23 protein-coding genes and 1 other RNA gene are annotated in these 25,017 nt (G+C 58.0%); 8 read left to right on the top strand and 16 right to left on the bottom strand.

Annotation, left to right across the window (positions count from 1 at the left end):
• Positions 1 to 61: 61 nt before the first annotated feature.
• The 5 genes from O3648_RS06860 to O3648_RS06840 form a co-directional block, all read right to left on the bottom strand.
• Positions 62 to 982 (bottom strand): metal ABC transporter permease, encoded by a 921-nt coding sequence (locus O3648_RS06860; RefSeq protein ID WP_279740337.1) that lies wholly within the window; start codon positions 980 to 982, stop codon positions 62 to 64.
• Positions 979 to 1,878 (bottom strand): metal ABC transporter ATP-binding protein, encoded by a 900-nt coding sequence (locus O3648_RS06855; protein WP_279740338.1) that lies wholly within the window; start codon positions 1,876 to 1,878, stop codon positions 979 to 981. Before O3648_RS06855 ends, O3648_RS06860 begins: the two co-directional genes overlap by 4 nt.
• Entirely contained in the window at positions 1,879 to 2,883 is a 1,005-nt protein-coding gene (locus tag O3648_RS06850; protein ID WP_279754219.1) for a metal ABC transporter solute-binding protein, Zn/Mn family, read from the bottom strand.
• Positions 2,884 to 3,222: 339 nt separating this feature from the next.
• The gene (locus O3648_RS06845) at positions 3,223 to 4,305 is read right to left on the bottom strand and encodes a hemolysin family protein (protein WP_279754220.1); all 1,083 of its coding nucleotides are present in this window, start codon (positions 4,303 to 4,305) and stop codon (positions 3,223 to 3,225) included.
• On the bottom strand, positions 4,302 to 5,636 hold the full coding sequence (locus O3648_RS06840; RefSeq protein WP_279788837.1) for a hemolysin family protein: 1,335 nt from the start codon (positions 5,634 to 5,636) through the stop codon (positions 4,302 to 4,304). The genes O3648_RS06845 and O3648_RS06840 overlap by 4 nt, the downstream gene beginning before the upstream one ends.
• A gap of 589 nt (positions 5,637 to 6,225) precedes the next feature.
• Here O3648_RS06840 and O3648_RS06835 point away from each other — a divergent pair.
• The 8 genes from O3648_RS06835 (at position 6,226) to O3648_RS06800 (ending at position 16,193) form a co-directional block, all read left to right on the top strand.
• Positions 6,226 to 9,894 (top strand): multifunctional oxoglutarate decarboxylase/oxoglutarate dehydrogenase thiamine pyrophosphate-binding subunit/dihydrolipoyllysine-residue succinyltransferase subunit, encoded by a 3,669-nt coding sequence (locus tag O3648_RS06835; RefSeq protein WP_371569234.1) that lies wholly within the window; start codon positions 6,226 to 6,228, stop codon positions 9,892 to 9,894.
• 234 nt (positions 9,895 to 10,128) lie between these two features.
• Positions 10,129 to 10,728 (top strand): GDSL-type esterase/lipase family protein, encoded by a 600-nt coding sequence (locus O3648_RS06830; RefSeq protein WP_005505446.1) that lies wholly within the window; start codon positions 10,129 to 10,131, stop codon positions 10,726 to 10,728.
• Between the two features lie 230 nt (positions 10,729 to 10,958).
• Positions 10,959 to 11,033 carry a 50S ribosomal protein bL37 gene (locus tag O3648_RS06825; protein ID WP_095343185.1) on the top strand — a complete coding sequence of 25 codons (75 nt, stop codon included), beginning with the start codon at positions 10,959 to 10,961 and terminating at the stop codon, positions 11,031 to 11,033.
• Positions 11,034 to 11,190: 157 nt separating this feature from the next.
• Complete coding sequence (locus tag O3648_RS06820; protein WP_279754223.1) at positions 11,191 to 11,895, top strand: sigma-70 family RNA polymerase sigma factor; 705 nt, start codon at positions 11,191 to 11,193, stop codon at positions 11,893 to 11,895.
• Between the two features lie 89 nt (positions 11,896 to 11,984).
• Entirely contained in the window at positions 11,985 to 12,308 is a 324-nt protein-coding gene (rsrA, locus tag O3648_RS06815) for a mycothiol system anti-sigma-R factor (protein ID WP_279754224.1), read from the top strand.
• 261 nt (positions 12,309 to 12,569) lie between these two features.
• Complete coding sequence (gene aroA, locus O3648_RS06810) at positions 12,570 to 14,054, top strand: 3-phosphoshikimate 1-carboxyvinyltransferase (protein WP_279754225.1); 1,485 nt, start codon at positions 12,570 to 12,572, stop codon at positions 14,052 to 14,054.
• Entirely contained in the window at positions 14,055 to 15,182 is a 1,128-nt protein-coding gene (gene rsgA / locus O3648_RS06805; protein WP_279754226.1) for a ribosome small subunit-dependent GTPase A, read from the top strand.
• 69 nt (positions 15,183 to 15,251) lie between these two features.
• Positions 15,252 to 16,193, top strand: coding sequence for an inositol monophosphatase family protein (locus O3648_RS06800; RefSeq protein WP_279754227.1), 942 nt, complete (start codon positions 15,252 to 15,254; stop codon positions 16,191 to 16,193).
• Positions 16,194 to 16,303: 110 nt separating this feature from the next.
• On the opposite strand, the gene O3648_RS06795 is transcribed toward O3648_RS06800, so the two are convergent.
• The 11 genes from O3648_RS06795 to O3648_RS06745 form a co-directional block, all read right to left on the bottom strand.
• Positions 16,304 to 16,879 (bottom strand): hypothetical protein, encoded by a 576-nt coding sequence (locus O3648_RS06795; RefSeq protein WP_371569229.1) that lies wholly within the window; start codon positions 16,877 to 16,879, stop codon positions 16,304 to 16,306.
• A gap of 864 nt (positions 16,880 to 17,743) precedes the next feature.
• Positions 17,744 to 18,379: a hypothetical protein gene (locus O3648_RS06790; RefSeq protein WP_279755102.1), complete on the bottom strand. Its 636-nt coding sequence runs from the start codon at positions 18,377 to 18,379 to the stop codon at positions 17,744 to 17,746.
• Positions 18,380 to 19,033: 654 nt separating this feature from the next.
• Positions 19,034 to 19,407: a transfer-messenger RNA gene (gene ssrA, locus O3648_RS06785) on the bottom strand.
• 376 nt (positions 19,408 to 19,783) lie between these two features.
• Positions 19,784 to 20,638 carry a DUF4190 domain-containing protein gene (locus O3648_RS06780; RefSeq protein ID WP_279742073.1) on the bottom strand — a complete coding sequence of 285 codons (855 nt, stop codon included), beginning with the start codon at positions 20,636 to 20,638 and terminating at the stop codon, positions 19,784 to 19,786.
• A gap of 238 nt (positions 20,639 to 20,876) precedes the next feature.
• Complete coding sequence (locus tag O3648_RS06775) at positions 20,877 to 21,341, bottom strand: DUF4190 domain-containing protein (RefSeq protein ID WP_279742075.1); 465 nt, start codon at positions 21,339 to 21,341, stop codon at positions 20,877 to 20,879.
• A gap of 123 nt (positions 21,342 to 21,464) precedes the next feature.
• Positions 21,465 to 21,959 carry an SsrA-binding protein SmpB gene (smpB, locus tag O3648_RS06770; protein ID WP_005505423.1) on the bottom strand — a complete coding sequence of 165 codons (495 nt, stop codon included), beginning with the start codon at positions 21,957 to 21,959 and terminating at the stop codon, positions 21,465 to 21,467.
• Positions 21,960 to 21,978: 19 nt separating this feature from the next.
• Positions 21,979 to 23,106 carry a peptide chain release factor 2 gene (prfB, locus tag O3648_RS06765; RefSeq protein WP_279755101.1) on the bottom strand — a complete coding sequence of 376 codons (1,128 nt, stop codon included), beginning with the start codon at positions 23,104 to 23,106 and terminating at the stop codon, positions 21,979 to 21,981.
• 247 nt (positions 23,107 to 23,353) lie between these two features.
• The gene (locus O3648_RS06760) at positions 23,354 to 23,851 is read right to left on the bottom strand and encodes a Tad domain-containing protein (RefSeq protein WP_279755100.1); all 498 of its coding nucleotides are present in this window, start codon (positions 23,849 to 23,851) and stop codon (positions 23,354 to 23,356) included.
• Positions 23,814 to 24,233, bottom strand: a complete 420-nt coding sequence (locus O3648_RS06755; protein WP_279790061.1) for a pilus assembly protein TadE — start codon at positions 24,231 to 24,233, stop codon at positions 23,814 to 23,816. The genes O3648_RS06760 and O3648_RS06755 overlap by 38 nt, the downstream gene beginning before the upstream one ends.
• A 52-nt stretch (positions 24,234 to 24,285) precedes the next feature.
• Positions 24,286 to 24,741 carry a pilus assembly protein gene (locus O3648_RS06750; protein ID WP_279742083.1) on the bottom strand — a complete coding sequence of 152 codons (456 nt, stop codon included), beginning with the start codon at positions 24,739 to 24,741 and terminating at the stop codon, positions 24,286 to 24,288.
• Positions 24,741 to 24,968: a hypothetical protein gene (locus O3648_RS06745; protein ID WP_279742084.1), complete on the bottom strand. Its 228-nt coding sequence runs from the start codon at positions 24,966 to 24,968 to the stop codon at positions 24,741 to 24,743. Before O3648_RS06745 ends, O3648_RS06750 begins: the two co-directional genes overlap by 1 nt.
• Positions 24,969 to 25,017: the final 49 nt, after the last annotated feature.

Genomic DNA, 25,017 nt, shown 5'->3' with positions numbered 1-25,017 from the left:
CCATGCACGACAATGAAAGAGCCCCACCTCATTCCTGAGGCGGGGCTCTTTCTTATAGGTTCTATGCCTTCTCAGTCAGCTGACGGCCCGACGCGCTATGGCGACGCTTCACGCCACCAATCACACGGCACACCACATAAATTAGGAAGGAAATACTGGTCACGTAGGGGCTAATGGGCAGGGAACCGGCAAGAGCCAGCAGAATACCCCCCACAATGGACGCCTCCGCAAACAGCACCGACAGGATCAGGGTGCGTACCGGAGAGGCAGTCACCTGCATCGCCGCAGCCGCCGGAGTAATCAGTAGCGCTAGCACCAGCAGCGAACCGACTACCTGCACCGACAGCGCCACAGCAATACCCAGAATCACCATGAACACCAGGGACAAAAAGCGCATCGGCACGCCCTTAGCGCGCGCGACCTCCGGGTCCAGGGAGGCGAAGCTCAGCGGACGCCACACCATCACCAGCAGGGAAATAATAACCACCGCACCAATAATCATGGTGTGCAGCTGGTCAGCATCCACAGACACAATCTGACCGGTCAGCAGACCAAACTTATTGGCGCTACGACCCTGGTACAGGGAGAGGAAGAGAATACCCAAGCCCAAGCCGAACGGCATGAGTGCACCAATCACCGAGTTCGAGTTACTCGCCTTAGAGCCCAAAAAGGCAATCAGCAGAGCCGAGGCAATCGAACCAACCATGGAGCCGGTCACCACGTCATAGCCGAGCAACAGGGCAAGGGCGGCACCAGCGAAAGACATTTCAGAGATGCCGTGCACCGCAAAGGCGTGGTCGCGCATCATCACGAAAATACCGACGAAACCGCCGATAAGGCCCAGAACAGCGCCAGCAAAAATAGAGTTCTGCAGCATCTGCAGCAGCTCACCGTAGCGGTCAAAGACGAAGATACGGGAGAGCAAATCATTCTGCGCGACGGCAACCGGAGCCAGAGCAGGGAGGAAAGCAAGAATGGTCATCGAGTGGTTCCTCCCGGAAGGTGTAGGGTGCGCTGCGGTTCAGAAAGACCAGACTTCAGGTGAGAGCCATGAATGTTCTGGTCGGTGCCCACAAGATGGCAGTGGTCGCTGGCGTGAGTCTCACCCACCACCACATAGCGGCCGTTGGATTTGAGCACGCTCACCGGAGTTCCGTACAGGGAAGTGAGGGTCTCGCTGGTCATAACCTCTTCCACCGAGCCGACCGTGAAACGGCCATTCGCCAAGTAGAGGACACGATCCACATGCTCAATGATGGGGTTAATCTCGTGGGTCACGAACACTACCGCCACGCCGCGTTCACGATTGAAACGGTGAATCAGCTCAGCCACCGCGTACTGGTGGTTGAGGTCCAGGGAGAGGAGTGCCTCGTCAGCCAGCAGAATTTTCGGGTCGTTCGCGAGCGCCTGAGCAATACGCAGGCGCTGCTGCTCACCGCCGGAGAGAAGGCCCACCGGCACGTTCGCGTATTCGGTCGCGCCGACGGCTTCGAGGAGCTCGTCCACCTTGGCGCGGTATTTTCGGCCGTGCAGGCGGATGCCCCAGCGGGGCCCGTCCACGCCAAGTCCCACCAGGTCGCGGGCGCGCATCGGGGTGGAGGTAGGGATGGACTTCTGTTGCGGTACGTAGCCGACTCCGGCGTTGCCCAGGCGTGCGGGCTTGCCGAGCACAGAGATTTCGCCGGCGTTGAGTCCGGTCAGACCGAGAACGACTTTGAGGAAGGTGGACTTACCGGAGCCGTTGGGTCCGAGCACGGCGAAGTATTCGCCTGCACCGATGTCGAGGGTTAGATCTTTCCAGAGGGTGCGGGCCCCGAAAGCGAGGTTACCCCCGCGAATAGAAATCGCGGGGGTGGCACCGTTATTGTTGCCAGTCACTTAGGAGAGCGCCTTTTCGAGGTTGCTGACGTTGGTCTTCATCCATGCCAGGTAGTTGGTGTTCTCCGGCAGGGTTTCGGTGAAGGATACGTAGTTCACCGAGGCGTCCTTAGCTGCCTGTAGCACCTCATTGGTCTGGGAGGTAGAGGTCTGCTCGTTGTATGCGAGTAGCTGGACCTTCTTCTCGGTGACCATGTCCTTGGTTTCCTTCAGGACGAGGGCGGGAACGTCATTGCCGGCTTCGGCCGCCTCAACGAATTCGCTGGGGGTTGCGTTCTCTGCGCCGGTGGAGGAAATCAGATAGTCCGGTACGGGCTCGGTGGACAGGTACTTCTTACCCTCACCGGCGATTGCCTTAGCTGCTGCATCCAGTGCGTCCAGTTCCTTGGCGAAGGTGGATGCGTTGGTGCGGAACACCTCAGCATGTGCGGAGTCGAGGCCTGCAAGCTCTTCAGCGATCTGCTGGGCGATTTTCTTCATGGTTTCGAAGTCGTACCAGAGGTGCTCGTTGAATTCGTGTGCGTGGGCGTGGTCGTCGCCGTCTTCATGATGTTCACCGCCGCGGTGGTCCTCGACCAGGTGGGTGTATTCGGCGTCGGTGAGCTTACCGCTGATCTTGACCGCGTTCACAATCTTCTGGGAGGTGTTATCCTTGCCCGCGAGGTCTTCAAGGAACAGGTCGTAGCCTGCGCCGTTGATGACGATTAGGGATGCGTCCTTTGCCTTAAGGCGGTCGGCGCTGGTGGCTTCATAGGAGTGGGGGTCGGTGCTGGTGGAGGCAATCAGCGCGGTCACCTCAATGTATTCGCCGCCAATCTGCTTAGCGATATCTGCGTAGACGTCGGTGGAGGCGACAACCTTGACCTTGCCTTTGGAACCAGCCGAGGAGGATGAACTGGAGGAGGTGTTGTTCTCGGTTGCGCAGCCTGCCAGCAGCAGGGAGGATGCAGCGAGTGAGCCCATTGCGGTGAGGAAGTGCTTACGGGTAATCTTCGGGTACGACATATGGGCTCTCTTTCGCTTCGTTCTGTTCTGTAGGTTTCTTAACTACATCATGAGCACACCCGTATAAACAACTCTTTATTGGTCTCATTATTGGTCTCATTGAGGTGATGTTGGGCGGCTCATTTCTCTGTCAGGAGCTTATGGAGCAGGGATATATAGCCAGGCCCATTCCGCTCCCCCAATGCCGCTTCATACCGCCCCCTGAGACTACCTCTTACGTACCACCATCAACCGTTTTTGGCAGTAAAACAGCCCACCCCGCGCTCTTCTTCACGAGAGTGCCGGGCGGGCTGTGTGTTCAAGATTCCCCTGTTTTACTCGGGGTATCTCACGATGCGGTTATTGGGCTTTACGCGACTGCTGTCGGCGCACACGCTCACGCACCGCGTCCTGGGTGGTGTCGTTGATTTCGCCGACGAGCTCCTCCAGCACATCTTCGAGGAAGACCACGCCGAGGGTTACGCCATGCTCATCCATAACCTGCGCGATATGGGTTCGGCTACGCTGCATGGAGGCGAGCGCGTCATCAATATCGGTGGTCGGGGTGAGCGTGTCCAGGGAACGCAGCTTGTACCAGGGGAAGGGCTCATCGAACCGTTCGGAGGCGATGGCGAGGGCGTCCTTCACGTGCAGGTAGCCCATGTAAGTTCCGTCGCTGTCGGCAATGACGAAGCGGGAGTAGCCGCTGCGTGCCACGGCACGTTCCAGCTCGGCTGGGGTACTGCCGAAGGGCAGGGTGACGAGTTTATCGCCGGGCACCATGATTTCGTAGACGTCCTTCTCGGTGAATTCGAGAGCGCTTTCAATCACGCCTGCGTCGTCCTCCACTGTGCCTTCCGCGGTTGAGGTTGCCACGATGGTCTGCAGCTCACCCAGGGTGAAGGTGGAGGCGACTTCGTCCTTCGCTTCGACCTTCATGAGCGCCAACAGCTTATTGGACAGATTGTTCAGCAGGGCAACCACGGGGGCGAAAATTTTGGAGACGGTCACCAGAGTCGGCACGATCCAGAGAGCCACACCGCGGGCGGCGAGGGTCACGGCGGCATTCTTGGGAACCATCTCGCCGAAAATCACGTGCAGGTAAGTGACCAAGATCAGGGTGATACCGAAGGCGAGCACATCCACGATTGTGTGGGGCAAGCCGACCAGGTGCAGGGGCACCTCCAGCATGTGGTGCAGCGCCGGTTCTGAAACGTTCAGGATCAGCAGGGAGCAGATGGTGATGCCCAGCTGGCAGGTGGCGAGCATGAGCGAGACATTTTCTAGCGCGTAGATGACGGTCTGCGCTCGTTTATTGCCTTCTTCGGCGAGCGGTTCGATTTGTGCTCGTCGGGTGGACATAATGGCGAATTCACCGGCGACGAAGAAGGCGTTTCCGGCGAGCAGGATGATGAGCAGTGCTATGGCTACCCAGTCGTTCATGCTTTGCCTCCCTTTTCGGTCTGTTCCTGCGCACTAGGTGCGGGGGTGAATCGGATGCGGTCCACGCGGCGGCCTTCGAGGGTGTCCACGCGCAGGGTGCCGCCGGGTACGGGGACGCTGTCGCCTACTTCGGGGATGCGACCGAGCCGTTCCATCATAAAGCCGCCGACGGTTTCATATTCGGGGCTTTCCTCAACCTCGAGCCCGGGGATAAGGGTGTTGATTTCGTCGGGGCGGCGCAGACCGGAGAACACCCAGTCGCCGTTGCCGTAGCGTAGGGGGCGTTCGGTGCGGCCGCGGTCGTGTTCGTCGGAGACTTCGCCGACGATTTCTTCGACGAGGTCTTCAAGGGTTGCGATGCCCGCGGTTCCGCCGTATTCGTCGAGGACCACGGCAAGCTGCAGGGCGCCCTGGCGCAGCCGGGTGAGCAGCGCGTCCAGGTGCAGGGTTTCGGGCACCTGCAGCACGTCTTCTGCGAGGGCGCCGGCTTCAAGGGTTTCGCGGACCTCCGGGGGCACACCGACTGCCTTCTTCACGTGCACGACGCCCACAATGTTGTCATGGTCGCCCTTGTAAAGGGGGAATCGGGAGTGGCCGGTGGAGCGTGCCAGCTTGATGACTTCGGTAACGGGGGCGGTGTCTTCGAGCATGGCGACCTGCCCGCGCGAGGTCATCACTTCGGAGGCGGTCAGCTCGGAGAAGCGCAGGGTGCGGTCTACAAAGCGTGCCGTGTCGGAGTCAAGGGTGCCTTCTTCTGCGGAGCGGCGCACCATGGAGGAGAGCTCTTCGGGGGTGCGTGCCGCGGAGAGCTCTTCTTTGGCTTCCATGCCGAAGCGTCCGAGGATCCAGTTGGCGGAGCCGTTCATGAGGCGCACGAGTGGGGACATGACCCGGGTGAATGCCAGCTGTGCGGGGGCAACTCGGCGTGCCACGGTGTAGGGGGTAGCAATGGCGAGGCCCTTGGGCAACAGCTCGCCAATAATCATGGACAGCAGGGTTGCGACGAGCATTGCCAGCAGCAGGGTGAGCATATCGGTCACGCTGCTGGGCAACCCCATGCTGTTGATTACACCGGTGGTGAGCGCCTTGATGGCGGAATCGAGAGTGTAGCCGGTCAGCAGCGTGGTGATGGTGATGCCAATCTGGCAGCTGGACAGCTGAGTGGAGAGGGTTTTGAGGCAACGCAGGACAGCGTCTGCGGCTTTATCGCCGGAGTCTTTTGCCTGCTGCACGGTCGCAGTTTCGAGTGCCACGAGGGAGAACTCTACGGCGACAAAGAAGCCGGTACCCAGGATGAGGAGTAGACCGATGAGTAGGAGTATCAGATCCACGCAGTCACCGCCTCCACGGGGTAATTTGCGCTGTGCTGGTTCTGGCGTAGAGATTCAACAGGCATCTTGTCCAGATGCTGAGCGCCCGAGGAGGGGCTATTTTCGGGTGCGCTGATGCCATAGGGCGCAGCGTGTGCTGGCAGTATTCTGCATTGACTAGTAGTCAGAGTCTTACTCAAAGGGTCATCCATACCCCATATTTTAGCGAAGGTTTCATCTCTTCCAGATGCCTTAGAGCGCCTGCTCACAAGTGCAAGACTGAGATTGTTATGCATACGGCTCATAGCAAATCAGCAAGAGTAAAAAATTGCATTGCGGATATAGCGCGATGAGCTGGAAAGTTCACCGTGCTTCTCTTTACACTTATACATAGGAGCATGAGTGTGCCGCCATGCAAGCGGATGAACCCCGACGTTCACGGCACGCTAGGCAGGTTGGTACGGTGCACACCCGCACACACAACAGCCACCAAAGGCGATGCGCACATGCTCAGCGTGATGATTCGCCCCTCGAAGACGCGGGTCGTCTATGCCGGGCGAGCCCCGGACGCGACGGATAAATTCACACTAATTGGAAGAGGCGTTATAACGTGCCAAATCTGCCAGAACATCTGGTTCCTGAGGAATTTGCCGGTAACGAATGGTTCGTTGAAGAACAGTACGAGCGTTACCAGAAGGACAAGAACCTCGTGGACCATTCATGGTGGCCCATTTTTGAGACCATCGATAAGGCGCTGGGAGGCGCCGGTACCACTAGTGCAGCTCCTGCTGCGGCACCCGCTGTACCTGCTGCACCTGTAACACCTCCAGCTCCCGCGGCACCGAAGCCTGCGGCTGCGCCTGCTACCCCCACCCCTCCCGCTGTTACCAAGAAGGCTGAACCTGTGGAACCTGCTGAAGACAAGATTGTCCCCCTCCGCGGCCCTGCTAAGGCAGTCGTCACGACCATGGAAGAGTCGCTGACTGTCCCCACCGCAACCACCGTTCGTGCGGTCCCCGCAAAGTTGCTCATTGAGAACCGCACTGCCATCAACAAGTACCTGGCAAGTACCCGTGGCGGCAAGGTCTCCTTCACTCACATCATCGGTTACGCAGTAATTCGCGCGGTAGCAGCGATGCCTTCGATGAACGTGACCTACGGTGTGGATGAGAAGGGCAAGCCCGTTGCAATCCACAACGCACACGTGAACTTTGGTCTGGCTATTGACCTGCCCCGCCCCGATGGTTCCCGCAACCTGGTTGTTCCGAACCTGAAGGGTGCTGAACAGCTGAGCTTCCGCGAGTTCTGGGATGCGTACAACGACATCGTTAAGCGTGGCCGTAATGGCGCGCTGACCATTGAGGACTTCCGCGGCACGACTGTTTCGCTGACCAACCCCGGTGGTATTGGTACCGTCCACTCGGTGCCCCGCCTTTCCAAGGGCCAGGCGGCCATCATTGGTGTGGGTGCTTTGGAGTACCCGGCTGAGTTCCGCGGCCTGTCCGAGAAGCTCATCACTCAGCAGGGCCTATCCAAGATCATCACCCTGACCAGCACCTACGACCACCGCGTCATTCAGGGTGCAGGTTCCGGTGAGTTCCTGAAGCTGGTTGAGCACTACCTACTCGGCGGCGACGACTTCTACGATGCAATCTTCCGCGACCTGAAGGTTCCTTTCGAGCCGGTTCGTTGGGCCCGCGACAACCACGTCGATGACGCTCAGGAAATTTCCAAGGTTGCACGTATTCAGCAGCTGATTCACGCTTACCGTGTGCACGGCCACCTGACCGCAGCAACCAACCCCGTTGGTTACAAGATGCGTTCGCACCCGGACCTGAAGCTGGAGAACTACGGTCTGACCCTGTGGGATCTGGACCGCGTCTACCCGACCGGTGGCTTTGGCGGTTCTGAGCGTCTGCCGCTGCGCACCATCCTGGAGCGCCTGCACGAGGCATACTCCGGTTCTCTGTCCGTTGAGTACATGTACTCTGAGGGCCCCGAGGTTCGTGCATGGTTCCAGGAACGTCTGGAGCGCGGTGCCGCTAAGCCCACCCGTGAGGAGCAGTTGCGTGTTCTTTCCAAGCTGGTTGAGGCTGAGGCGTTTGAAAACTTCCTGCAGACCAAGTACCTGGGCCAGAAGCGTTTCTCCCTGGAGGGCGGCGAGTCCCTGATTCCGCTGCTGGACGCTGTTCTGGACAAGGCCGCTAACAACGACCTAAAGGGCGTTGCGATTGGTATGGCACACCGCGGTCGCCTGAACGTGCTGACCAACATTGCCGGTAAGTCCTACGCTCAGATTTTCCGTGAGTTCTCCGGCACCGCAGCACCTTACGAGGGCGGCTCCGGTGACGTGAAGTACCACCTCGGTACCGAGGGTGTCTTCACCTCCGATTCCGGTAAGCAGACCCAGGTGTACGTGGCTGCTAACCCCTCGCACCTTGAGGCTGCAAATACCGTACTCGAAGGCATCGTCCGCGCTAAGCAGGACGTCTACCGCGAGCAGGGCATTGAAGGCCATCCGGTCCTGCCGATCCTGATTCACGGTGACGCAGCGTTCGCGGGCCAGGGCATCGTCATGGAGACCCTGCAGATGGCTGGTCTGAAGGCCTACACCACAGGCGGCACCCTGCACGTTGTGGTGAACAACCAGATTGGCTTCACTACCCTGCCGAACGATGGCCGCACCGCAACCCACGCCTCCGACATTGCGCGTATGACCAAGGCTCCGGTCTTCCACGTCAACGCTGATGATCCAGATGCTGTAGTTCGCGCCGCACGCCTGGCATTCGAGTACCGTGAGCGCTTCGGTTGCGACGTTGTCATTGACCTGATTTGCTACCGCCGCCGCGGTCACAACGAGGCTGACGATCCGTCGATGACCCAGCCGAAGATGTACCAGGATATTGACGTCCTGCCCTCGACCCGCACCCTGTACGCACAGGATTTGGTCGGTCGTGGCGATGTCTCTCAGGAAGAGGCAGACGAAGTTCTGAACTCCTACCACTCGAAGCTGGACGCTATCTTCGTCGAGACTCAGTCTTCGGCACCGGCTCCTGCTGGCGCACATGTTTCCGGTCTGGAACTGCCCGCATCCCAGCAGAATACCGAGGTCGTTCACTCCGGTAAGACTGCAATCTCCCGCGACACTCTGCAGCACATCGCTGACGCGTTCGGTAAGGCTCCCGAGGGCTTCACCATCCACAAGAAGCTAAAGAAGCTCATGGACCAGCGCGTTGAGATGGGCCGTAGCGGCAACGTGAACTGGGGTATGGGCGAACTGCTCGCCTTCGGTTCGCTGCTGATGGAGGGCACCGACGTTCGTATGAGCGGTCAGGATGTTCAGCGCGGTACCTTCGTTCAGCGTCACGCTGTTCTGCACGACCACATCACTGATGAGGAATGGTCGCCGCTGGAGCACCTCTCTGAGGATCAGGGCAAGTTCCGTATCTACAACTCTTTCCTCTCTGAGTACGGCGTTCTCGGCTTCGAGTACGGCTACTCGGTAGAGCGCCCCGACTCGCTCGTGGTGTGGGAGGCTCAGTTCGGTGACTTCGCAAACGGTGCTCAGACCATCATTGACGAGTTCGTGTCCTCCTCCGAGCAGAAGTGGGGTCAGCGTTCCTCGCTGGTTATGCTGCTTCCTCACGGCTACGAGGGTCAGGGTCCTGACCACTCCTCGGCTCGTGTTGAGCGTTACCTGCAGCTGTGCGCTGAAAACAACATGACTGTGGCTTGTCCGTCGACCCCGGCTTCGCACTTCCACCTGCTGCGTCGTCATGCTCAGCACCGTCCGTACAAGCCGCTGGTGGTGATCAGCCCCAAGCAGCTGTTGCGTCTGAAGGCTGCTGCATCCTCGATTGAGGACTTCACTGAGGGTTCGTTCCAGCCGGTGATTGGTGACCGTTCGGGCATCAACCCGGCTCAGGTTGAGCGTCTGGTCTTTGTTTCCGGTCGTCTCTACTACGATCTGGAGGCAGAGCGCGAGCGCCGCGGCGACACCAAGACCGCTATTGTCTCGGTGGAGCAGCTGTACCCGCTGCCCGAGCAGGAGATCAAGGAGCAGCTGGCTCTGTACTCGAACGCTACCGACATTGTGTGGGCTCAGGACGAGCCCGCTAACCAGGGTCAGTGGCCGTTCATGGCAGTGAACCTGCTGCCGTTGCTGGACCGCCGCGTGCGTCTTGCTTCCCGTGCTGCTGCGGCTTCCCCGGCTGCTGGTACCGGTAAGCTGCACACCGCTGAGGCTGAGGCCCTGTTCAACCAGGTCTTCGAAGGCTAAGGTCTTCTACGGCTAAGGTCTTCTACGGCTAAGCAGCTAAGGTTTTAGCTCTTCAAAACCCGTCTTCCCATCAGATGTTTCTGGTGCGAAGACGGGTTTTTAGTCTCAGATACTTACCGGAGAGGATATTAAGTTCGAAAAGAGGCTCAAGAGCGCTTATCCTAGATATGAAGACTATTACTCACGTGCCTTGCCGCCTCTACGGCGGGCGCATCCTGCTGAAGAAAGAATTCCGTGGAGCAACGCAATATTCGAATTGTGGCAGTCGGCGATGACCTGCTCGCCGGTGTTGGCGACCCCCGTACCCTCGGCTGGTTTGGCCGTGTTATGGCGCGCACCCCGCAGACCACTGCATCCATTGCGGCATATAACCTTGCCGCGCCCAATGAAGGTAGCGAGCAGCTGAATGCACGCTGGTTTGAGGAGGCGCGCCGCCGCTTCGTTCCCGGTGCTGATAACCGCCTCATTATTGCTCCGTCGACCTTTGACATTGATTTGGGTCTGACCAGCGCTCGTTCGCGTTTGAACCTGGCAAACATTGTGGACATGGCGTCGCAGAACAACATTAAGGTTCTGGTTGTTGGTCCGCCGCCGACCCTGGACGCTGAGCGTAACCGCCGTATCGCTGACCTGTCGGCAGCATACGCGGATGTGGTGACCCGCCGTAACCACGTGTACGTGGATACGTTCAACCCGCTGCTTCACCATGAGCAGTGGCGCAACGATCTTGCTGCAAATGATGGTCGCCCGGGTCAGTCCGGTTACGGTCTGATGGCGTGGCTGGTTCTGCACCGCGGTTGGTACAACTGGCTGAACATTCCTGAGCACGGCTAAGAGCCTGCTCCCCCGGCTGGGACTGCGAGTTGATGCGAAGAAAGTTCGTGTTTTTTAGCTCATATCCCGGTTCCAAGATGCAATCATGCCGTTTCTATGAAAAAATAGACGGCGTTGCCCTTATAGCGTGGGCCACCGGTTTTCGGTGGCCGCCTCTGCTAGGGCAGGTAATAGGGAGCGCGCACCGCGAAGGTGGGGCGTGCATCCATGAACACTATAAGGAGGCTCTGATGAGCAAGCGCGGTCGTAAGCGCAAGGACCGTCGTAAGGGCGGCGCAAACCACGGTAAGCGCCCCAACGCATAAGGTATCTTGTATACACTTTAAAACCCCGGCGTTTCGGATATTATTCGGACCCGGGGTTTTGCTTTACCCGTAGATGTTTGTGGGTGTTCTGCGGAATAAAGAGAAGAATTCTACGTTATGGATGTGAACGCCTGGCGCGTTCCTGTAGAGGAGAAACATGGCTGAAACCAACACCGCGGCGGATACCCGCGAGCTGCGCGAACGCTTTACCGCGGATGCTATGCAGTATGTGGATCAGCTCTACGCTGCCGCCCTGCGGATGAGCCGCAACTCTGCCGATGCTGAAGACTTGGTGCAGGAAACCTATATGAAGGCTTTTGCCTCGTACCACCAGTTCACCGAGGGTACGAACCTGAAAGCGTGGCTGTACCGCATCCTGACGAATACGTACATCAATCTGTACCGTAAGCGTAAACGTGAGCCGCAGCAGTCTCAAGGTGAGACGGTGGAGGATTGGCAGCTAGCTCAGGCCGGCGAGCATGATGCGGTAGGTCTGCGTTCTGCTGAGGCGGAGGCGCTGAGCGCCCTGCCGAATACGGAGGTTCGTGAGGCTCTGAACGAGCTGTCTGAGGATTTCCGCATGGTGGTGTACTACTCCGATGTGGAGGGTTTCGCGTACAAGGATATTGCGGAGATTCTGGATATCCCCATGGGCACGGTGATGTCTCGTCTGCATCGTGGCCGCCGGATTTTGCGTGAAAAGCTACTCGATTATGCGCGAGAGAATGGTCTGCGCCCTTCGACTATCGCAAAGGTAGCAGCGAAGACACATGCTAAGGCGCAGCCGGCTAAGGCTACCACAGCCAAGGGCGTAAAGTCTCCGCCGGCGAGCTCTCGTTCCGAGGCGCCTGCGGATTCTTAACTCCGTTCTTCTACCGGTGAGATAGCCCCATGAGGTTAAGGCTAGACTTCCCCTAACGCTTTATACCTTCCGTGTGAAAGGAACCCCCGATGTCAAGCACAGACAAGAATTTTTCCGTCCCCCAAACCCCTGCAGCTTCCGTAGCTTCTGAGCCGCTAGAGGATTGCGGAGGCCTGCCCTGCTCATCGACCCTCAAGCGCCTCTACGAATTCCTCGATAGGGAGCTGAGCCCCGAGCAGCTACACACAATTCAGGCGCATCTGAATGCCTGCCCCGAGTGCGCGGATGTAAAGGACTTTGAGCTGATGGTGCGTGAGAAGATGCGTTCTTCGTGCGCTCAGCAGGCGCCCGAGCAGTTGAAGGTGAGACTGTTGCAGGATGTGCAGAATTTCTGCGCCAAAGCAAACCTCTAAACTGCCCCAAGTTGTTGTCCCGCTGAGGTAGAGAAATCGAATGATGAGTAAAGGTGGTGCACCAATGACGGTGCGCCGCCTTTACGCGTATTGGTTGGTTCACGCTGTCTAGCTCGTGTTACCTGGTTCGTTCGGGCCGCATATCTCAGCGTTGGAGCCCTCAGCGGCTCGCAAACCCTCAACCGGTAGAATAGTGGTAGACGTCAACGGGCGCAGCGTCTCTGAGTCTGCGCCCCCATGATTTGAACCAGAAGAGGATGTATGAGCGACGCAGCAGTGCAACTTTCCCCCGGCGATTGGCCCGCTCCCCTGGTGCCCGCCTCCAGCGAAACCGCTGGCAAGAATGCGCTGGTGCATATTCCGGGTTCTAAGTCGCTCACGAACCGTTATCTGCTGCTTGCTGCTTTGGCCGATTCCCCTTCGTATTTGCGTGCGCCTCTACATTCGCGCGATTCGGCGCTGATGATTGAGGCGCTGCGTCAGCTGGGTGCGGGTATTGAGCTGGTGCCGACCGATTCGCCGTTTGGTCCGGATATCAAGGTCACTCCCCTCAACTTTGCGCAGGCAGATTCCATACAGCCGCAGGCGGTGTCGATTGAGTGCGGTCTTGCCGGTACCGTGATGCGTTTTGTACCCGCTCTGGCGGCACTGCTGCCGGGTGAGTTTGCTTTTGACGGTGACCCGCATGCCCGTCAGCGTCCGATGGGTCCTGCCCTAGAGGGTCTGCGTCAGCTGGGTGTGCAGGTGGATTATGAGCAGGGCGAGAACGCTCTGCCCTTCGTGCTACGCTCCCCCGGTCTGGCGAGCGCGGAGGGTGTCTCTGAGGCGCCTGTGGTTCGTATTGATGCTTCGACCTCGTCTCAGTTCGTTTCGGCTCTGCTGTTGATGGCCCCTCGCCTGCCGCAGGGCATGGTGCTGGTGCACGAGGGCTCTTCGGTGCCGTCCATCCCGCACATTCAGATGACCGTGGAGGCACTGCGTCAGATGGGCATCGAGGTTCAGGAGCACTACCCGAGCCAAGGCAACGAAGCAGAAGGTGGCGAGTACCGTTGGACGGTTCACCCCGGTTCTTTCCCCGGCTTTGAGATGACCATTGAGCCGGACCTGTCGAATGCCGGTCCGTTCCTTGCCGCTGCCGTGGTTACCGGCGAGTCGGTAACTATTCCCCACTGGCCGGAACCCGCGGCTGATTCTTCGGCGGGCACGACCCAGGTGGGCGATATGTGGCGTGAGCTTCTGCCCGCACTGGGTGCGCAGGTTCGCTACTCTGAGGGCCGTCTGACCGTAACCGGTCCGGTGCAGCTTCCCGAGGGTGATTTCTTCTTTGACCTGTCTGCCGGTGGTGAGTTGGCGCCGACTATGGCGGCTGCCTGTGCTTTCGTGAAGGGTCGCGTGGAGCTGACCGGTATTGCGCATCTGCGCGGTCATGAGACGGACCGCCTTGCCGCGCTCGCCGCTGAGATTAACCGTCTGGGAGGCAGCGCCCACGACACCGCCGATTCGCTGGTGATTAAGGCGCCCATCCCCGCTACCGTTGAGGCTGCACAGGTTCTGGCTCGCACCTACGACGATCACCGTATGGCGACCTTCGCAGCGATTATTGGTCTGCGCCGCCCCAACGTGGTGGTGCAGAATGTGGCCACCGTGGCTAAGACCATGCCCGAATTTACCGTAATGTGGGAGGATATGCTGGTGCAATGGCAGACCGGCGCTTCCACCGTTACCGCCGACCAGGAGGTCTTCTAAATGGGTTCTTCCCGCATGAACGTGCGCGATTTCTCCGAATGGGATGAATCGGATGTGCGCGTGCGCCCGAACAAGAAGGGCTCCCGCCCCCGCACGAAGGACCGCCCGACCTTCAAAGAAGCGATTCGTGGCAGGGTCATTACGGTGGACCGCGGCCGCTGGTCGGTCGTTGTTGATGAGGGTACCGAGAAGGAGCGTACCCTCATTGCGGCGCGCGCTAAGGAGCTGCGCCGCACCGCGATTGTGACCGGTGACTTTGTGGATTTGGTGGGTGACACCTCCGGTGCGAAGGATACCCTGGCGCGCATTGTGCGTCTGGGCGAGCGCACCTCGATTCTGCGCCGTAGCGCCGATGACACCGACCCGTCGGAGCGCGTGGTCGTGGCGAATGCTCAGCAGCTGGTGATTGTGGTTGCTGCGGCGAACCCGGAGCCGCGCACCGGCTTCATTGACCGTGCCGTGGTGGCGGCGTTTGATGCCTGTATTGAGCCGATTCTGTGCATTACGAAGACCGATGTGCGGTACCCGCAGAACCTGCTGGATTACTATGCGGCGAGCGGTTTGAAGATTGTGCTGTCTTCGTCTTCGGATGGTTTGGCGCCGAGTCAGGAGGGCGCTGCCGGTTTGGAGTCGGCGCCGGTTCAGGAGCTTCTGCAGGAGCTGCTGGGTCAGGTGTCGGTGCTTCTGGGCCATTCGGGTGTGGGTAAGTCGACCCTGGTGAATGCGCTGACCGGCTCTGAGCGTGCAACCGGCCATGTGAACGCGGTGACGGGCCGTGGCCGCCACACTTCCTCGTCGGCGTTGGCGTTGCGTCCGGTGAATGCGAATGGGGATCCGATGGAGCCGGGCACCTGGATTATTGATACTCCGGGTATTCGTTCTTTCGGTTTGGCGCATGTGCCGCAGGAGACCGTGGTGGAGGCGTTCGTGGATCTGGCGCCGGGTGCGGCGGATTGTGCGAAGGCGTGTACTCACGCAGCGCAGGCTCCCGAGTGCGGTCTGGAGGCGTACGTTGCTGCCGGTCATGCCGGTCAGAGCGGTCCCGCCCGCCTGGAATCCTTGCGTAAGCTGCTGCTGTTGACTCCTGAAGAGGGCGATTCGGAGAAGGAACTGGGCGCTCTCGTCTAGGTTCTCTCCCCTGCACTACACACACATTTTTGCTGACTACATCACCGAACACTGAAGAAGATCATTACTATGAGCCGTCCCCAGCAGTACACCGACGATTTGCGTCTTGCGCATATTCTTGCCGATAGCGTCGATCGTGTGAGCACCATGCGTTTTCGTGACCGCCCGGTCTTCTCCCCCGCATCCGAGGTAGTGGAGCCCGCCGAAACGGCACCGGCTGCGGCACTGTTGGCGCCGTGGCAGCAGGCTAATCAGCAGCCCGCAGAGCCGCAGGCACCGGTGCAGGAGCCTGCAGATTACGCCTCGGGTGTGGCCCAGGAGGTTGAGGAGCTTCTGCACGCGCAACTGTCGCGTGTGCGTACTCGTGACGGTATTGCCGGTACGCATGCCGGCTATAACGGTCAGGCGTCGCGCCAGTGGGTGATTGCACCGATTGCTGAGCTGGATAATTTTCGCCGCGGCGTACCGGTATGGGCGACTCTGATTGCTCTGCTGGATCAGGGTGAGCCGGTGGTGGGTGTGGTGTCTGCACCCGCGCTGGGTCGCCGCTGGTGGGCTGCTCGCGGCTCGGACGCGTATACGGGTAAGTCTTTGGCGCAGGCGACTCGTCTTGAGGTGTCTTCGCTGACTCAGCTGGATCAGCTGTCTGCCGCGTACACCGACCTCTCTTCCTGGAAGGCCGCTGCTGAAGGCGCTGTGGACCGCTCTGGGGAGCTTGTACAGCTTCTGGGTTCAGTGGGTCGTTCCCGTGCGTACGGTTCGTTCTGGGCGGCGTGTATGCTCGCTGAGGGTGCCGTGGACACCGTCGTGGACGCATCCCTGTCTTTCTACGAGGTGGCGGCGCTACTGCCGCTGATTCGTGAGGCTGGTGGCGTCGCCTCCACCCTAGAGGGTGATTTGCCCAAGCATGCGGGCCTTTCAGTCTCCGGTGTGCACCCGGTGTCCCTGGTGGCAAGTAATACGGCGGCGGTCCAGCAGCAGGTGCTGGAGGCGCTCGCACCCCGACCCTAGTCTGCACTCCCCTCCCCGGTAGTGGTGACAATATAGCGAGGCGGCGGCTTTCCGGTAAGTGGAAAGCCGCCGCCTCGCTGTTATCGCGCTGAGAGCAAGTGTTGCCTGTTTTAGGACAGCATCGTGAGGGTGCCGAGCAGACCCAGCAGGCTCAGACCCGAGATGATGTAGGCCAGAATGTTGAAGGTCGTCATCTTCGAGGTGTACTTGGTGGTGTGACCGACGTTCACCTTCGCCGAGTAGATGGCAAGCCAAATCGAGACGCCCACCGGGATCAGACCCACGAGCAGTAGCGCAATCACCATGATGTTGGGGCTCAGGCTCAGGCCGGAGCTATACGCAGAGCTGTAACCGCCGGAGCTGCCCATCGATTCGGTGTGGAGTGCCGCGACCTGAACCCACGCGTAGAGGGTCAGGGCCAGGGCACCCAGGGAGGCACCGAACGCACCGATGGAGTAGAAGTAGCCGGGGCCGCGGAAGTCGCCGGTGGTCTCACCGTAGGGGCGGCGGTGCTCAGCCGGCACCCGGTAGATGTCCGGGATGCGCTGGTAGCTGTCGTCCCGGTCGCGCACGTTAGCGGGTGCCACGCCCAGGGCGGGTGCGGGTGCTACGCCTGCAGGTACCGGCTGCGGGGAGTTTGCGTTGTTCTGCTCCGGGAAGGAGGGGGCGGGAATCTGGTTCTCCATGGTGTGTCCTTGAGTGGTCGTCATAGCGGCTGTGTGGCTACCGTATCGTAGCGTTGGCGTCACTATGAGCGGCTATGCTATATGACCGGCTACTTTGTGGCTCGTTTGGTGGCTCTGTGGTTGCTCTCTAACGTTGCCGGTGAGATTGAATAAACAATCAATACCGAACAACGGTATCTACCCTTCGATACTACGGCATAGGACGCGTTTTCGTCTTCTCTGATGGCGTTCTCATTACAATGCGGTCACCTGAGCGCCCTCGGGCACGCCGGTACACCCCAGAACGGACCGGCAATACAGGACCGACCAATTGGGTATAAAAATACCCGGCAGGTGACGCCGTGGGGCGTCCTGCCGGGTGGTAGAAACCTACCACGGTTCTTCCTCTGGATTGGAACCGATAATCACCGCCGCACCCCATACGGGATAGCGGACGGCTGGGAGATCGTGGAGATGCGGGGAACGCGGTGTTCGTCAAAGACCAGGTGTTCTGTGGTGCTGATGGAGCAGGTGTTTTAAGACCAAACCAAGATAAAAGACTCATATATTACCTTTATATACAGCAAGATGTGGCAGCAGTTTTAAAACTGCTACCACATCTCGTTGACCACTTAGAAACTTCTAAGCGATGTTTTACACACTAGGTCCTTTAGGGGGTCCCTTAGGGAACTTTGAATCACTCTCAAGCGTCCTTCTGGCTGCAAAAGTGACCAAAAGACCTCCTAAAATTGCACTTAGAATTGATACTGGATTAAAGAACTCCCCGTCTCTGGCAAATGAGATAATCACCCAGAACACCGGAACAATAGTGAGAAAAAATCCTAGTGTAAATATATTCTTCGTACGCATTGGACCTCTCCCAGGTTAAAGAGTGAGAGTGCAGGACACTGCTGGAACAGCTAGCGCAGCGGCAATTACTGCCGGACCTCCAAGGGCTTTTCCAAAACCACCAACAAATGCTGGCCCTAAAGCTCTTGCAATCGTGGAAGCAGCTAGCCCCCAATTCCAAGCAGAAATTGCGGTTGTGAGTACAGTCCAAGTCCCATACGTGAAAGCAGTCGCAGGAATACCTAACGCATTAAGAACCACGCATTTTGCATAACTGCCTGCGCTGTTAGTAGTTGCTACGCCCCTACTCCCTTCGGGTCCAGCAGAGAACACTGCACCTGATCGATTTGAAGTATCGTTGAAAGCTGCTGCAACTGTACGAAAATCTTCAAGTTGATCCGCATAACCATCTTCAATGATGGCATCTTCGTTTGCAACGTATTTCCCATCAACTTGAGGTATATACCTGGTGAAGAGCTTTTCCAAGTCTTCAGCCAATTTCGCAACGTTAGCTTCAGGCATTACTGCACTGCCGCTTTCGTAAAATTTGCTGTTGCCACCAAGATTAGCAGCATATGCCGTTCCAGTGACACCTCCTGACCCCAAAACGAGAGCAACAGCAGTTCCAGAGCCAACCAGTGCTTTAAAAGCACCTCTTAGAATTTTTGTCATTGTAATTCTCCTTGCGTTTCCTTCCGAATTTCGGTGTTCGTGTAGGAGATGTGCGTGAAATTTCTTATTCCTCATAAGCTTTATGATGAATGCATTCCCACGTCACATAATGACGTATCTGACATCACTATGTGATGTATATTACGCCACTACTCAGTAGTGTATCAGAGACTCTCATCAGATGCAACACGTAAAGTGACATTACATGAAAAACATGTCTCTTCTGTCATACACGCTCTCAGTGGCGGGTCCACAGCCGCATCTAATCGCGCGGTCGAGGCCCACGGCGTCCAAGTTTTGGGTCATCTGGACTGCTCCCCACCGGTCGAACGCAACCTCCCGCAACTCGTAGGTTTCAGAAATCTGCTCTTGCTAGTCAATCAGTTCGAAGGGTTTGCCGGCCCAGCGGCCCTCCGTGTGGGTCAATGCTTGGATGAACGCCACCGCATAATCAGCAGCGTGTTTGTCATAGTGGGAGCTGGCGGCCATGAACCGGGCCGGCAATACAGGACCGACCAATTGGGCATAAAAATACCCGGCAGGTGACGCCGTGGGGCATCCTGCCGGGTGGTAGAAACCTACCGCGGTTCTTCCTCTGGATTGGAACCGATAATCACCGCCGCACCCCATACGGGATAGCGGGAGGTTGGGAGATCGTGGAGATGCGGGGAATCGAACCCCGGTCCGATGTGGCGTCAACGGGGCTTCTCCGTGCGCAGTTTATGCGAACGCTACTTTTCGGCTCCGGTACTTGCATAAACACATATACCGACGAACCTAGTCACGTAAAAGTCCCGCCAGCCCCCGCAACAAGGGCTAGCAGCAGTGGCCTTTTAAGTCGATGCCGGTAACTGAGCCAAAGGCATGCTCAGGCCGACAGACGGCAACTCGCGCTTAGGCAGCGAGTGCGAAGTCAGTGCGCTTAGATTCTGCACTTAATTTTTTTGCAGAGGGCGTTAACGAGATAACCCTGCATCCTCGGCACGCTTCACCCATCTCAACTCACATCGTCGAAACCGATCATCCCCCTATGCTTTTATCAAAAAGCCCACCGTCTTCTGAAAGTTTTCCTCAACATACCTTGATGCCGCGGTGCCATTCAAACACGGTAGAGATTCAGTATATCGGAGGTGTTTAACGGTGTGCAAGTCCCCTACCCCACACGCAGGGTGCGCTCACTGACAGAGAACACCCGCCAAGAACAGACGCAGAGAACGCTGCCTGCGAAGAGCGCACCTCCACCGCCGAAACATCCGCCACCGCACACACCCGAATCAACGGCGGGCCCAGAAAATCGGTGCAGAAAATCGGCACAGAAGATCACGGGCACAGCAAACGGGGTGAGGCGCCCCAAATCTTCTGGGAGCCTCACCCCGTTCGCGTACCGCACTAGGCTGTCAAACCTTAGCGGTGAGCCGAAACAGTCATGCGGTTGTTCGGGTTGTCACCAATCTGGCAGACCACGTTACCGTGACCATCCTCGGTACCAACCTCAAGGCACTTCTGAGTAGCCTGAACTAAAGAAATGGCTACGAAAAGCATGCAAATCGAAATCAGGACAGACACCGCACCAGTGATAATACCGGTCAGGGCGAATGCCTTACCTGCGCCAACTTCCTTCGTCTTCTTGAGGGACAGCACGCCCAGAATAATCGCGGCGATACCCAACAGGGCACCAAACACAAGGAAACCTGTCAGTACAGCCGCGATACCGAGAATCATCGCCGCCAGTGCCATGCCGGGAGCCTTCTTCGTCACCGGAGCCGCATACGGGTAACCCGCGGGCTGGCCGTAACCGTAAGCATCCTGCTGAGGCTGCTGCTGGTAAGAGTTCTGCTGGTAGTTGTAGTCAGCGGGCTGCGCCTGGTAGGAGGCGTCCTGACCGTAGCCATACTGCTGCTGGACGGGCTGAGCCTGGCCGTAGGGGTTCTGCGCTGCAGCACCCTGAGCCGAAGCGCCCTGGGCAGAAATACCCTGAGCAGCGTTCTGGCCGTAAGCATTCTGAGAAGAAGACTGCGCACCGAACTGACCGTACTGGTTCTGCTGGGGCGCGTTCTGCGCAGTAGTGTTCTGTTGAGTCTGGCCGTAGCTATTCTGGGCGGATGCGCTCTGACCGTAATCCTGGCCGTAAGTACTCTGCGTTGCAGGAGCCTGGCCGTAATTCTGACCGTAAGAGCTCTGGGCTGAAGAATTAGGCTGCTGAGCAGCGTAGGGGTTCTGTGCGTTTCCCTGGTTGTTTCCGTAGTTATTCTCAGACATCCGTCGTTCTTTCCATCACAGTTACAGCGAACAATTTATACTCACCCAATGCACCATTGCGCGCTGAGTTCAGTTCCATTATATGAATAAGCCATCACCTGGGGCATCTATGAAGTCTAAGATTCCAGAATCATCCCCCAGAATCCACCAATCGGGCAGATTCAGCGCCGAAAAAGAGCAAGGGACCGAATAGTTCACCACTATTCGGTCCCTCAACGTTTCAAAGACTCAACGTGACTTAACGGCGGACAGATTCATATTCCTTAGGGCTCATCGTCATGGTTTCACCATGAACGGTGCACACATAGTTACCGCTCGAATCCTGCACCGCATTCTCAGCGCAGTCGCTGAGCATACCAATGCCAATCAAGCCCAGAATCAGCACGCCAACAGCAACAATCATGCCCAGCGCACCGGTGACAATACCACCAATCGCCATACCCTTACCGGAGGCGGTACCATTCTTCACCTTCACCAGGGCAACAATACCCAGAATCACGCCAACCAGACCCAGCACGCCACCGAAAATCAGCCAGCCAGACAGCAGACCAATAATACCCAGAATCAGCGAAGCAATCGCCAGAGCCGAGCTCGGAGTCGGCTGGTAGCCGGGGTAGCCACCCTGCATATTGTATGCGGGGGCCTGCTGCGGTGCGGGGATGAACTCGCCCGGGTTCTGCTGGTAATTCGGGTTCTCAGACATATGTCTCCTCATAAAATATGGTGCTCGCGGTACGCCACGATTTTCCAACAATTATACGCGAGGAACCGTGCCCGCATCTACCAGAAGTCACCGACTAGATAGGTTCCCGCCGCCGCCTCAGCTCTAGCCGAGGTTGCGGTAACGCATCGCGCGGCGCGCCTCCAGGTCATCCTGACGCTCACGCAAAGCCTGACGCTTATCGTACTCACGCTTACCGGTCGCCAAAGCAATCTCAACCTTCGCACGACCATTCGAGAAGTACAGCTTCAACGGAACCACCGTGTAACCGGTCTCCTTCAGCTTCTGCGCCAACTTATTAATCTCAGAACGATGCAGCAGCAGCTTCCGGCGACGACGAGCTGCATGGTTCGTCCACGTACCGTAACCATACTCCGCGATATGAATACCCTCGAGCCACATCTCGTTATCGGTCACCTGGCAGAAACCGTCCACAATGGACGCCCCTCCATCACGCAGAGACTTCACCTCAGTACCCAGCAGAACAATGCCCGCCTCATAGGTATCCACAATGTTGTAGTTGTGGCGAGCCTTCTTATTCTGGGCAATAATCGCGTTATTCGGGTCCTTCTTTGCGTCTTTCTTCTTTTTCTGAGCCATCACTCAATCCTTATACGTCTTAGCTCTCTTCAACCGCGCGCCCCGAAGCACGCCAGCGAATACCAGCATCAATAAAGGCGTTCAAACCGCCATCCAAAACATTAGAGGTATTACCCTCCTCATAGCCGGTACGCAGATCCTTCACCATCTGGTATGGATGCAGAACATACGAGCGCATCTGATCACCCCAGCTTGCCTTAATATCACCGGCAAGCTCCTTCCTCTTCGCATCCTCCTGCTCCTTACGCAACAGCAACAGGCGAGACTGTAGCACACGCAAAGCCGCCGCACGGTTCTGCAACTGAGACTTCTCATTCTGCATCGACACCACAATACCGGTCGGCAAGTGAGTCATACGCACCGCCGAATCCGTCGTGTTCACCGACTGGCCGCCCGGGCCCGACGAGCGGAACACATCCACCTTAATCTCGGACTCGGGGATCTCAATAGCATCCGTCTGCTCAATCAGAGGAATTACCTCAACCGCAGCAAACGACGTCTGACGGCGGCCCTGATTATCGAACGGAGAAATACGCACCAGGCGGTGAGTACCCGCCTCCACCGACAGGCGACCAAAAGCGTACGGCGCATTAACCTCAAAGGTCACCGACTTCAGGCCCGCCTCCTCAGCGTAGGAGGTATCCAGAACCTTCGTCGGGTAGCCGTTCTTCTCCGCCCAACGCAGGTACATGCGCAGCAGCATCTCCGCGAAATCAGCAGCATCCACGCCACCGGCGCCCGAACGGATCGTCACCACAGCCTCACGCTGATCGTACTCACCCGACAGTAGCACCAGCACCTCAAGCTCTTCCAGTTTGGCGCGGATTTCACCGCACTCACGCTCAGCATCGGCGAGCAGCTCGGCGGCAGTCTCCTCATCCTCAGCTTCTGCAAGCTCCACCATCACCTCAACATCATCAATGCGAGAAGACAGCAAACGCAGACGATTCAGTTCCGACTGCTTATACGACAGTGCGCTCGTCACCTTCTGCGCATTCTCCACGTCATCCCACAAATCGGGTGCAGCAGCCTGCGCAGACAGGTCCTCAATGGCGCGCTCAATCCCCTCAATATCGCTCACAGCAGCAATAGAGGTGAAAATCGTGCGAAGCTCTTTAATCTCAGCAGAAAAGTCGAAGGATGCCATAGCTTTTAACACTATCGCGAAACTGCCAGAAAGTCCCGCCGTTACAGCCCGCAACAGCCCACAGCGCAGAAGGACAGGTGGGTAGAGGGCAAAGGCCGCGGAACGAAGATGTAAAAGAAGGCAAAAAACGAGGGTGCATCCGCTAGCCGTTACACTACCTTACGGATGCACCCTCGCAGGCTATGGGGGCTCACAACACACCAATAAGAGAGTGAGCTGATAAGCCCTTGCGCCGTTGATAGACGCACTAATCGGTGGAAGGGCCCTGGCTCATCTTCAAACGCGACGAACCATGAGCGGTCACCTCAATGCCATCAGGCACCAGAATCGACAGCAGCGGCGGACGAATACGAGCCGACAGGTACACGTGCACGCTGTGATCAGAATCCACGGACACGTTCTCCAGACTCAACCTATGAAAATCCTGTCCCGGCTGAACCTCAGCCAGGTACGCGCTCGCATACTCCCACGCCGCCGAACTATTCGTCTCCTCCGGAGTGCCGATCGTGCGGGTAATCGAGTTCGCCTGAGCGTCCGCCACATCCTGCAGATGCTGAGTCTGCAGATAGGCACCGGTAATCGCCACCGTCACCGAGCCGATGAGCAGAAGCAACGCCAGCATGCCCACAATCAGCGGGGCAATACTGCCCTCTTCCGGGTCTGAGGCGAGCGCCCGGCTCTGCACACCGGCATGAGCCGGTAAACCATTAGGAATCAGCATGACCAGACCCCCAACTCGTCGCATGAGAACTCACCGGAATCACACCGCCGCCCATAAACGAAGGCAACAGCGGCAAACGCGCCTGAACCGTCACCGTGGCGTACGCCTTCGTACCCGAGACGCACTCCCCCGACGAACAGCTCAACGACACGCTCACATCGGAGGGCTCAACCCCGTAATCAGCGGCAGCATGCACCGCCAGACGCTGAGCCAAATCCGGGCCAACCGACGAATCCTGCGGTTGCTCCTGCACATACAGCACCACCTGGGCGCTCGCAGCATGAGCCGCCATCACTGAAGACTGCAAGCTAAAGATCGTCAGAATGCCGTAGAGCACCGGGATGAGCAGAGTAATGCCCAACCCCAGGAACTCCACAATGGCGCTACCCTCTTCAGGATTGTACAAATCGGAGCGGTTCTTCAGGTGTTCCTTCACACACCGCCGAAGCGAAAAGCCACTAATCACCGGAACGATGCTCCGCATAAATCGCATGCCCCTTCACCTCAATGGAATCCGGAAAACCCCACGGGCCCAGCACCGGCAAAGGCGACTTCACCGTCACCTCCAAGGTGCGCACCCCCGTAGAATCACTACTCTGATGGTACGAAATATTCTCAGCATAGGAAGACGGAAGAACCCCCTCAATCATCTGACGGGTACGCTCCATGCCCTCCTGCGGAGTGCGGTCACGCATCGTACCGTAACGTGCCCCAGCCGCCGCAGCATCCACCAACATGGTTCGTGCATACAGAGCGAAAGAAACCTGCAGAATCGCCATGGTTAGCAACACCAACAGCGCACCGACCATGACGAATTCCGTGCTGGCGTCACCGCGCTCGCTATCCTCCACAGAATATTCCGCGGAGGATAGCTCAGCGGCAGTCAGCTCAGAAGCGATGCGGGGCTTACACATTACTGGTGAACCAGAGCAATCGCGTCGTTGAACATCTTGGTCAGAGCCGGCTGAGCGATCGCCAGGATAGCGGCAACCAGCACGGCACTCATCATGGTGATCATGACCCAGCCGGGCACGTCGCCGCGCTCGGGGTCACCCTGCTTGTTCTTCAGGCGCAGAGCCAGCACGGATGCGATAGCCAGGGCAATCAGCACGGTGAGGGTGGTGCGGAAACGACGGAACATGATTTTCTCCTTCATCAAAGGGTGTAGTGTGTGGTTGGTGCGGTGCACC

Origin of the sequence: Rothia sp. 27098_8_161, assembly GCF_041432905.1 — a bacterium.
GTDB lineage: Bacteria > Actinomycetota > Actinomycetes > Actinomycetales > Micrococcaceae > Rothia.
Note: the sequence above shows the minus strand (reverse complement) of the source record. Positions and strands in the feature narration are given on the sequence as shown.

Bases quoted from the DNA above. Each gene is read 5' to 3' on its own strand.
- O3648_RS06860 (WP_279740337.1), bottom strand. From the start codon at position 982: ATGACCATTCTTGCTTTCCTCCCTGCTCTGGCTCCGGTTGCCGTCGCG.
- O3648_RS06850 (WP_279754219.1), bottom strand. From the start codon at position 2,883: ATGTCGTACCCGAAGATTACCCGTAAGCACTTCCTCACCGCAATGGGC.
- O3648_RS06845 (WP_279754220.1), bottom strand. From the start codon at position 4,305: ATGAACGACTGGGTAGCCATAGCACTGCTCATCATCCTGCTCGCCGGA.
- O3648_RS06820 (WP_279754223.1), top strand. From the start codon at position 11,191: ATGGCTGAAACCAACACCGCGGCGGATACCCGCGAGCTGCGCGAACGC.
- rsrA (WP_279754224.1), top strand. From the start codon at position 11,985: ATGTCAAGCACAGACAAGAATTTTTCCGTCCCCCAAACCCCTGCAGCT.
- aroA (WP_279754225.1), top strand. From the start codon at position 12,570: ATGAGCGACGCAGCAGTGCAACTTTCCCCCGGCGATTGGCCCGCTCCC.
- rsgA (WP_279754226.1), top strand. From the start codon at position 14,055: ATGGGTTCTTCCCGCATGAACGTGCGCGATTTCTCCGAATGGGATGAA.
- O3648_RS06800 (WP_279754227.1), top strand. From the start codon at position 15,252: ATGAGCCGTCCCCAGCAGTACACCGACGATTTGCGTCTTGCGCATATT.
- O3648_RS06795 (WP_371569229.1), bottom strand. From the start codon at position 16,879: ATGGAGAACCAGATTCCCGCCCCCTCCTTCCCGGAGCAGAACAACGCA.
- O3648_RS06790 (WP_279755102.1), bottom strand. From the start codon at position 18,379: ATGACAAAAATTCTAAGAGGTGCTTTTAAAGCACTGGTTGGCTCTGGA.
- O3648_RS06780 (WP_279742073.1), bottom strand. From the start codon at position 20,638: ATGTCTGAGAATAACTACGGAAACAACCAGGGAAACGCACAGAACCCC.
- O3648_RS06775 (WP_279742075.1), bottom strand. From the start codon at position 21,341: ATGTCTGAGAACCCGAATTACCAGCAGAACCCGGGCGAGTTCATCCCC.
- smpB (WP_005505423.1), bottom strand. From the start codon at position 21,959: ATGGCTCAGAAAAAGAAGAAAGACGCAAAGAAGGACCCGAATAACGCG.
- prfB (WP_279755101.1), bottom strand. From the start codon at position 23,106: ATGGCATCCTTCGACTTTTCTGCTGAGATTAAAGAGCTTCGCACGATT.
- O3648_RS06760 (WP_279755100.1), bottom strand. From the start codon at position 23,851: ATGCGACGAGTTGGGGGTCTGGTCATGCTGATTCCTAATGGTTTACCG.
- O3648_RS06750 (WP_279742083.1), bottom strand. From the start codon at position 24,741: ATGTGTAAGCCCCGCATCGCTTCTGAGCTGACTGCCGCTGAGCTATCC.
- O3648_RS06745 (WP_279742084.1), bottom strand. From the start codon at position 24,968: ATGTTCCGTCGTTTCCGCACCACCCTCACCGTGCTGATTGCCCTGGCT.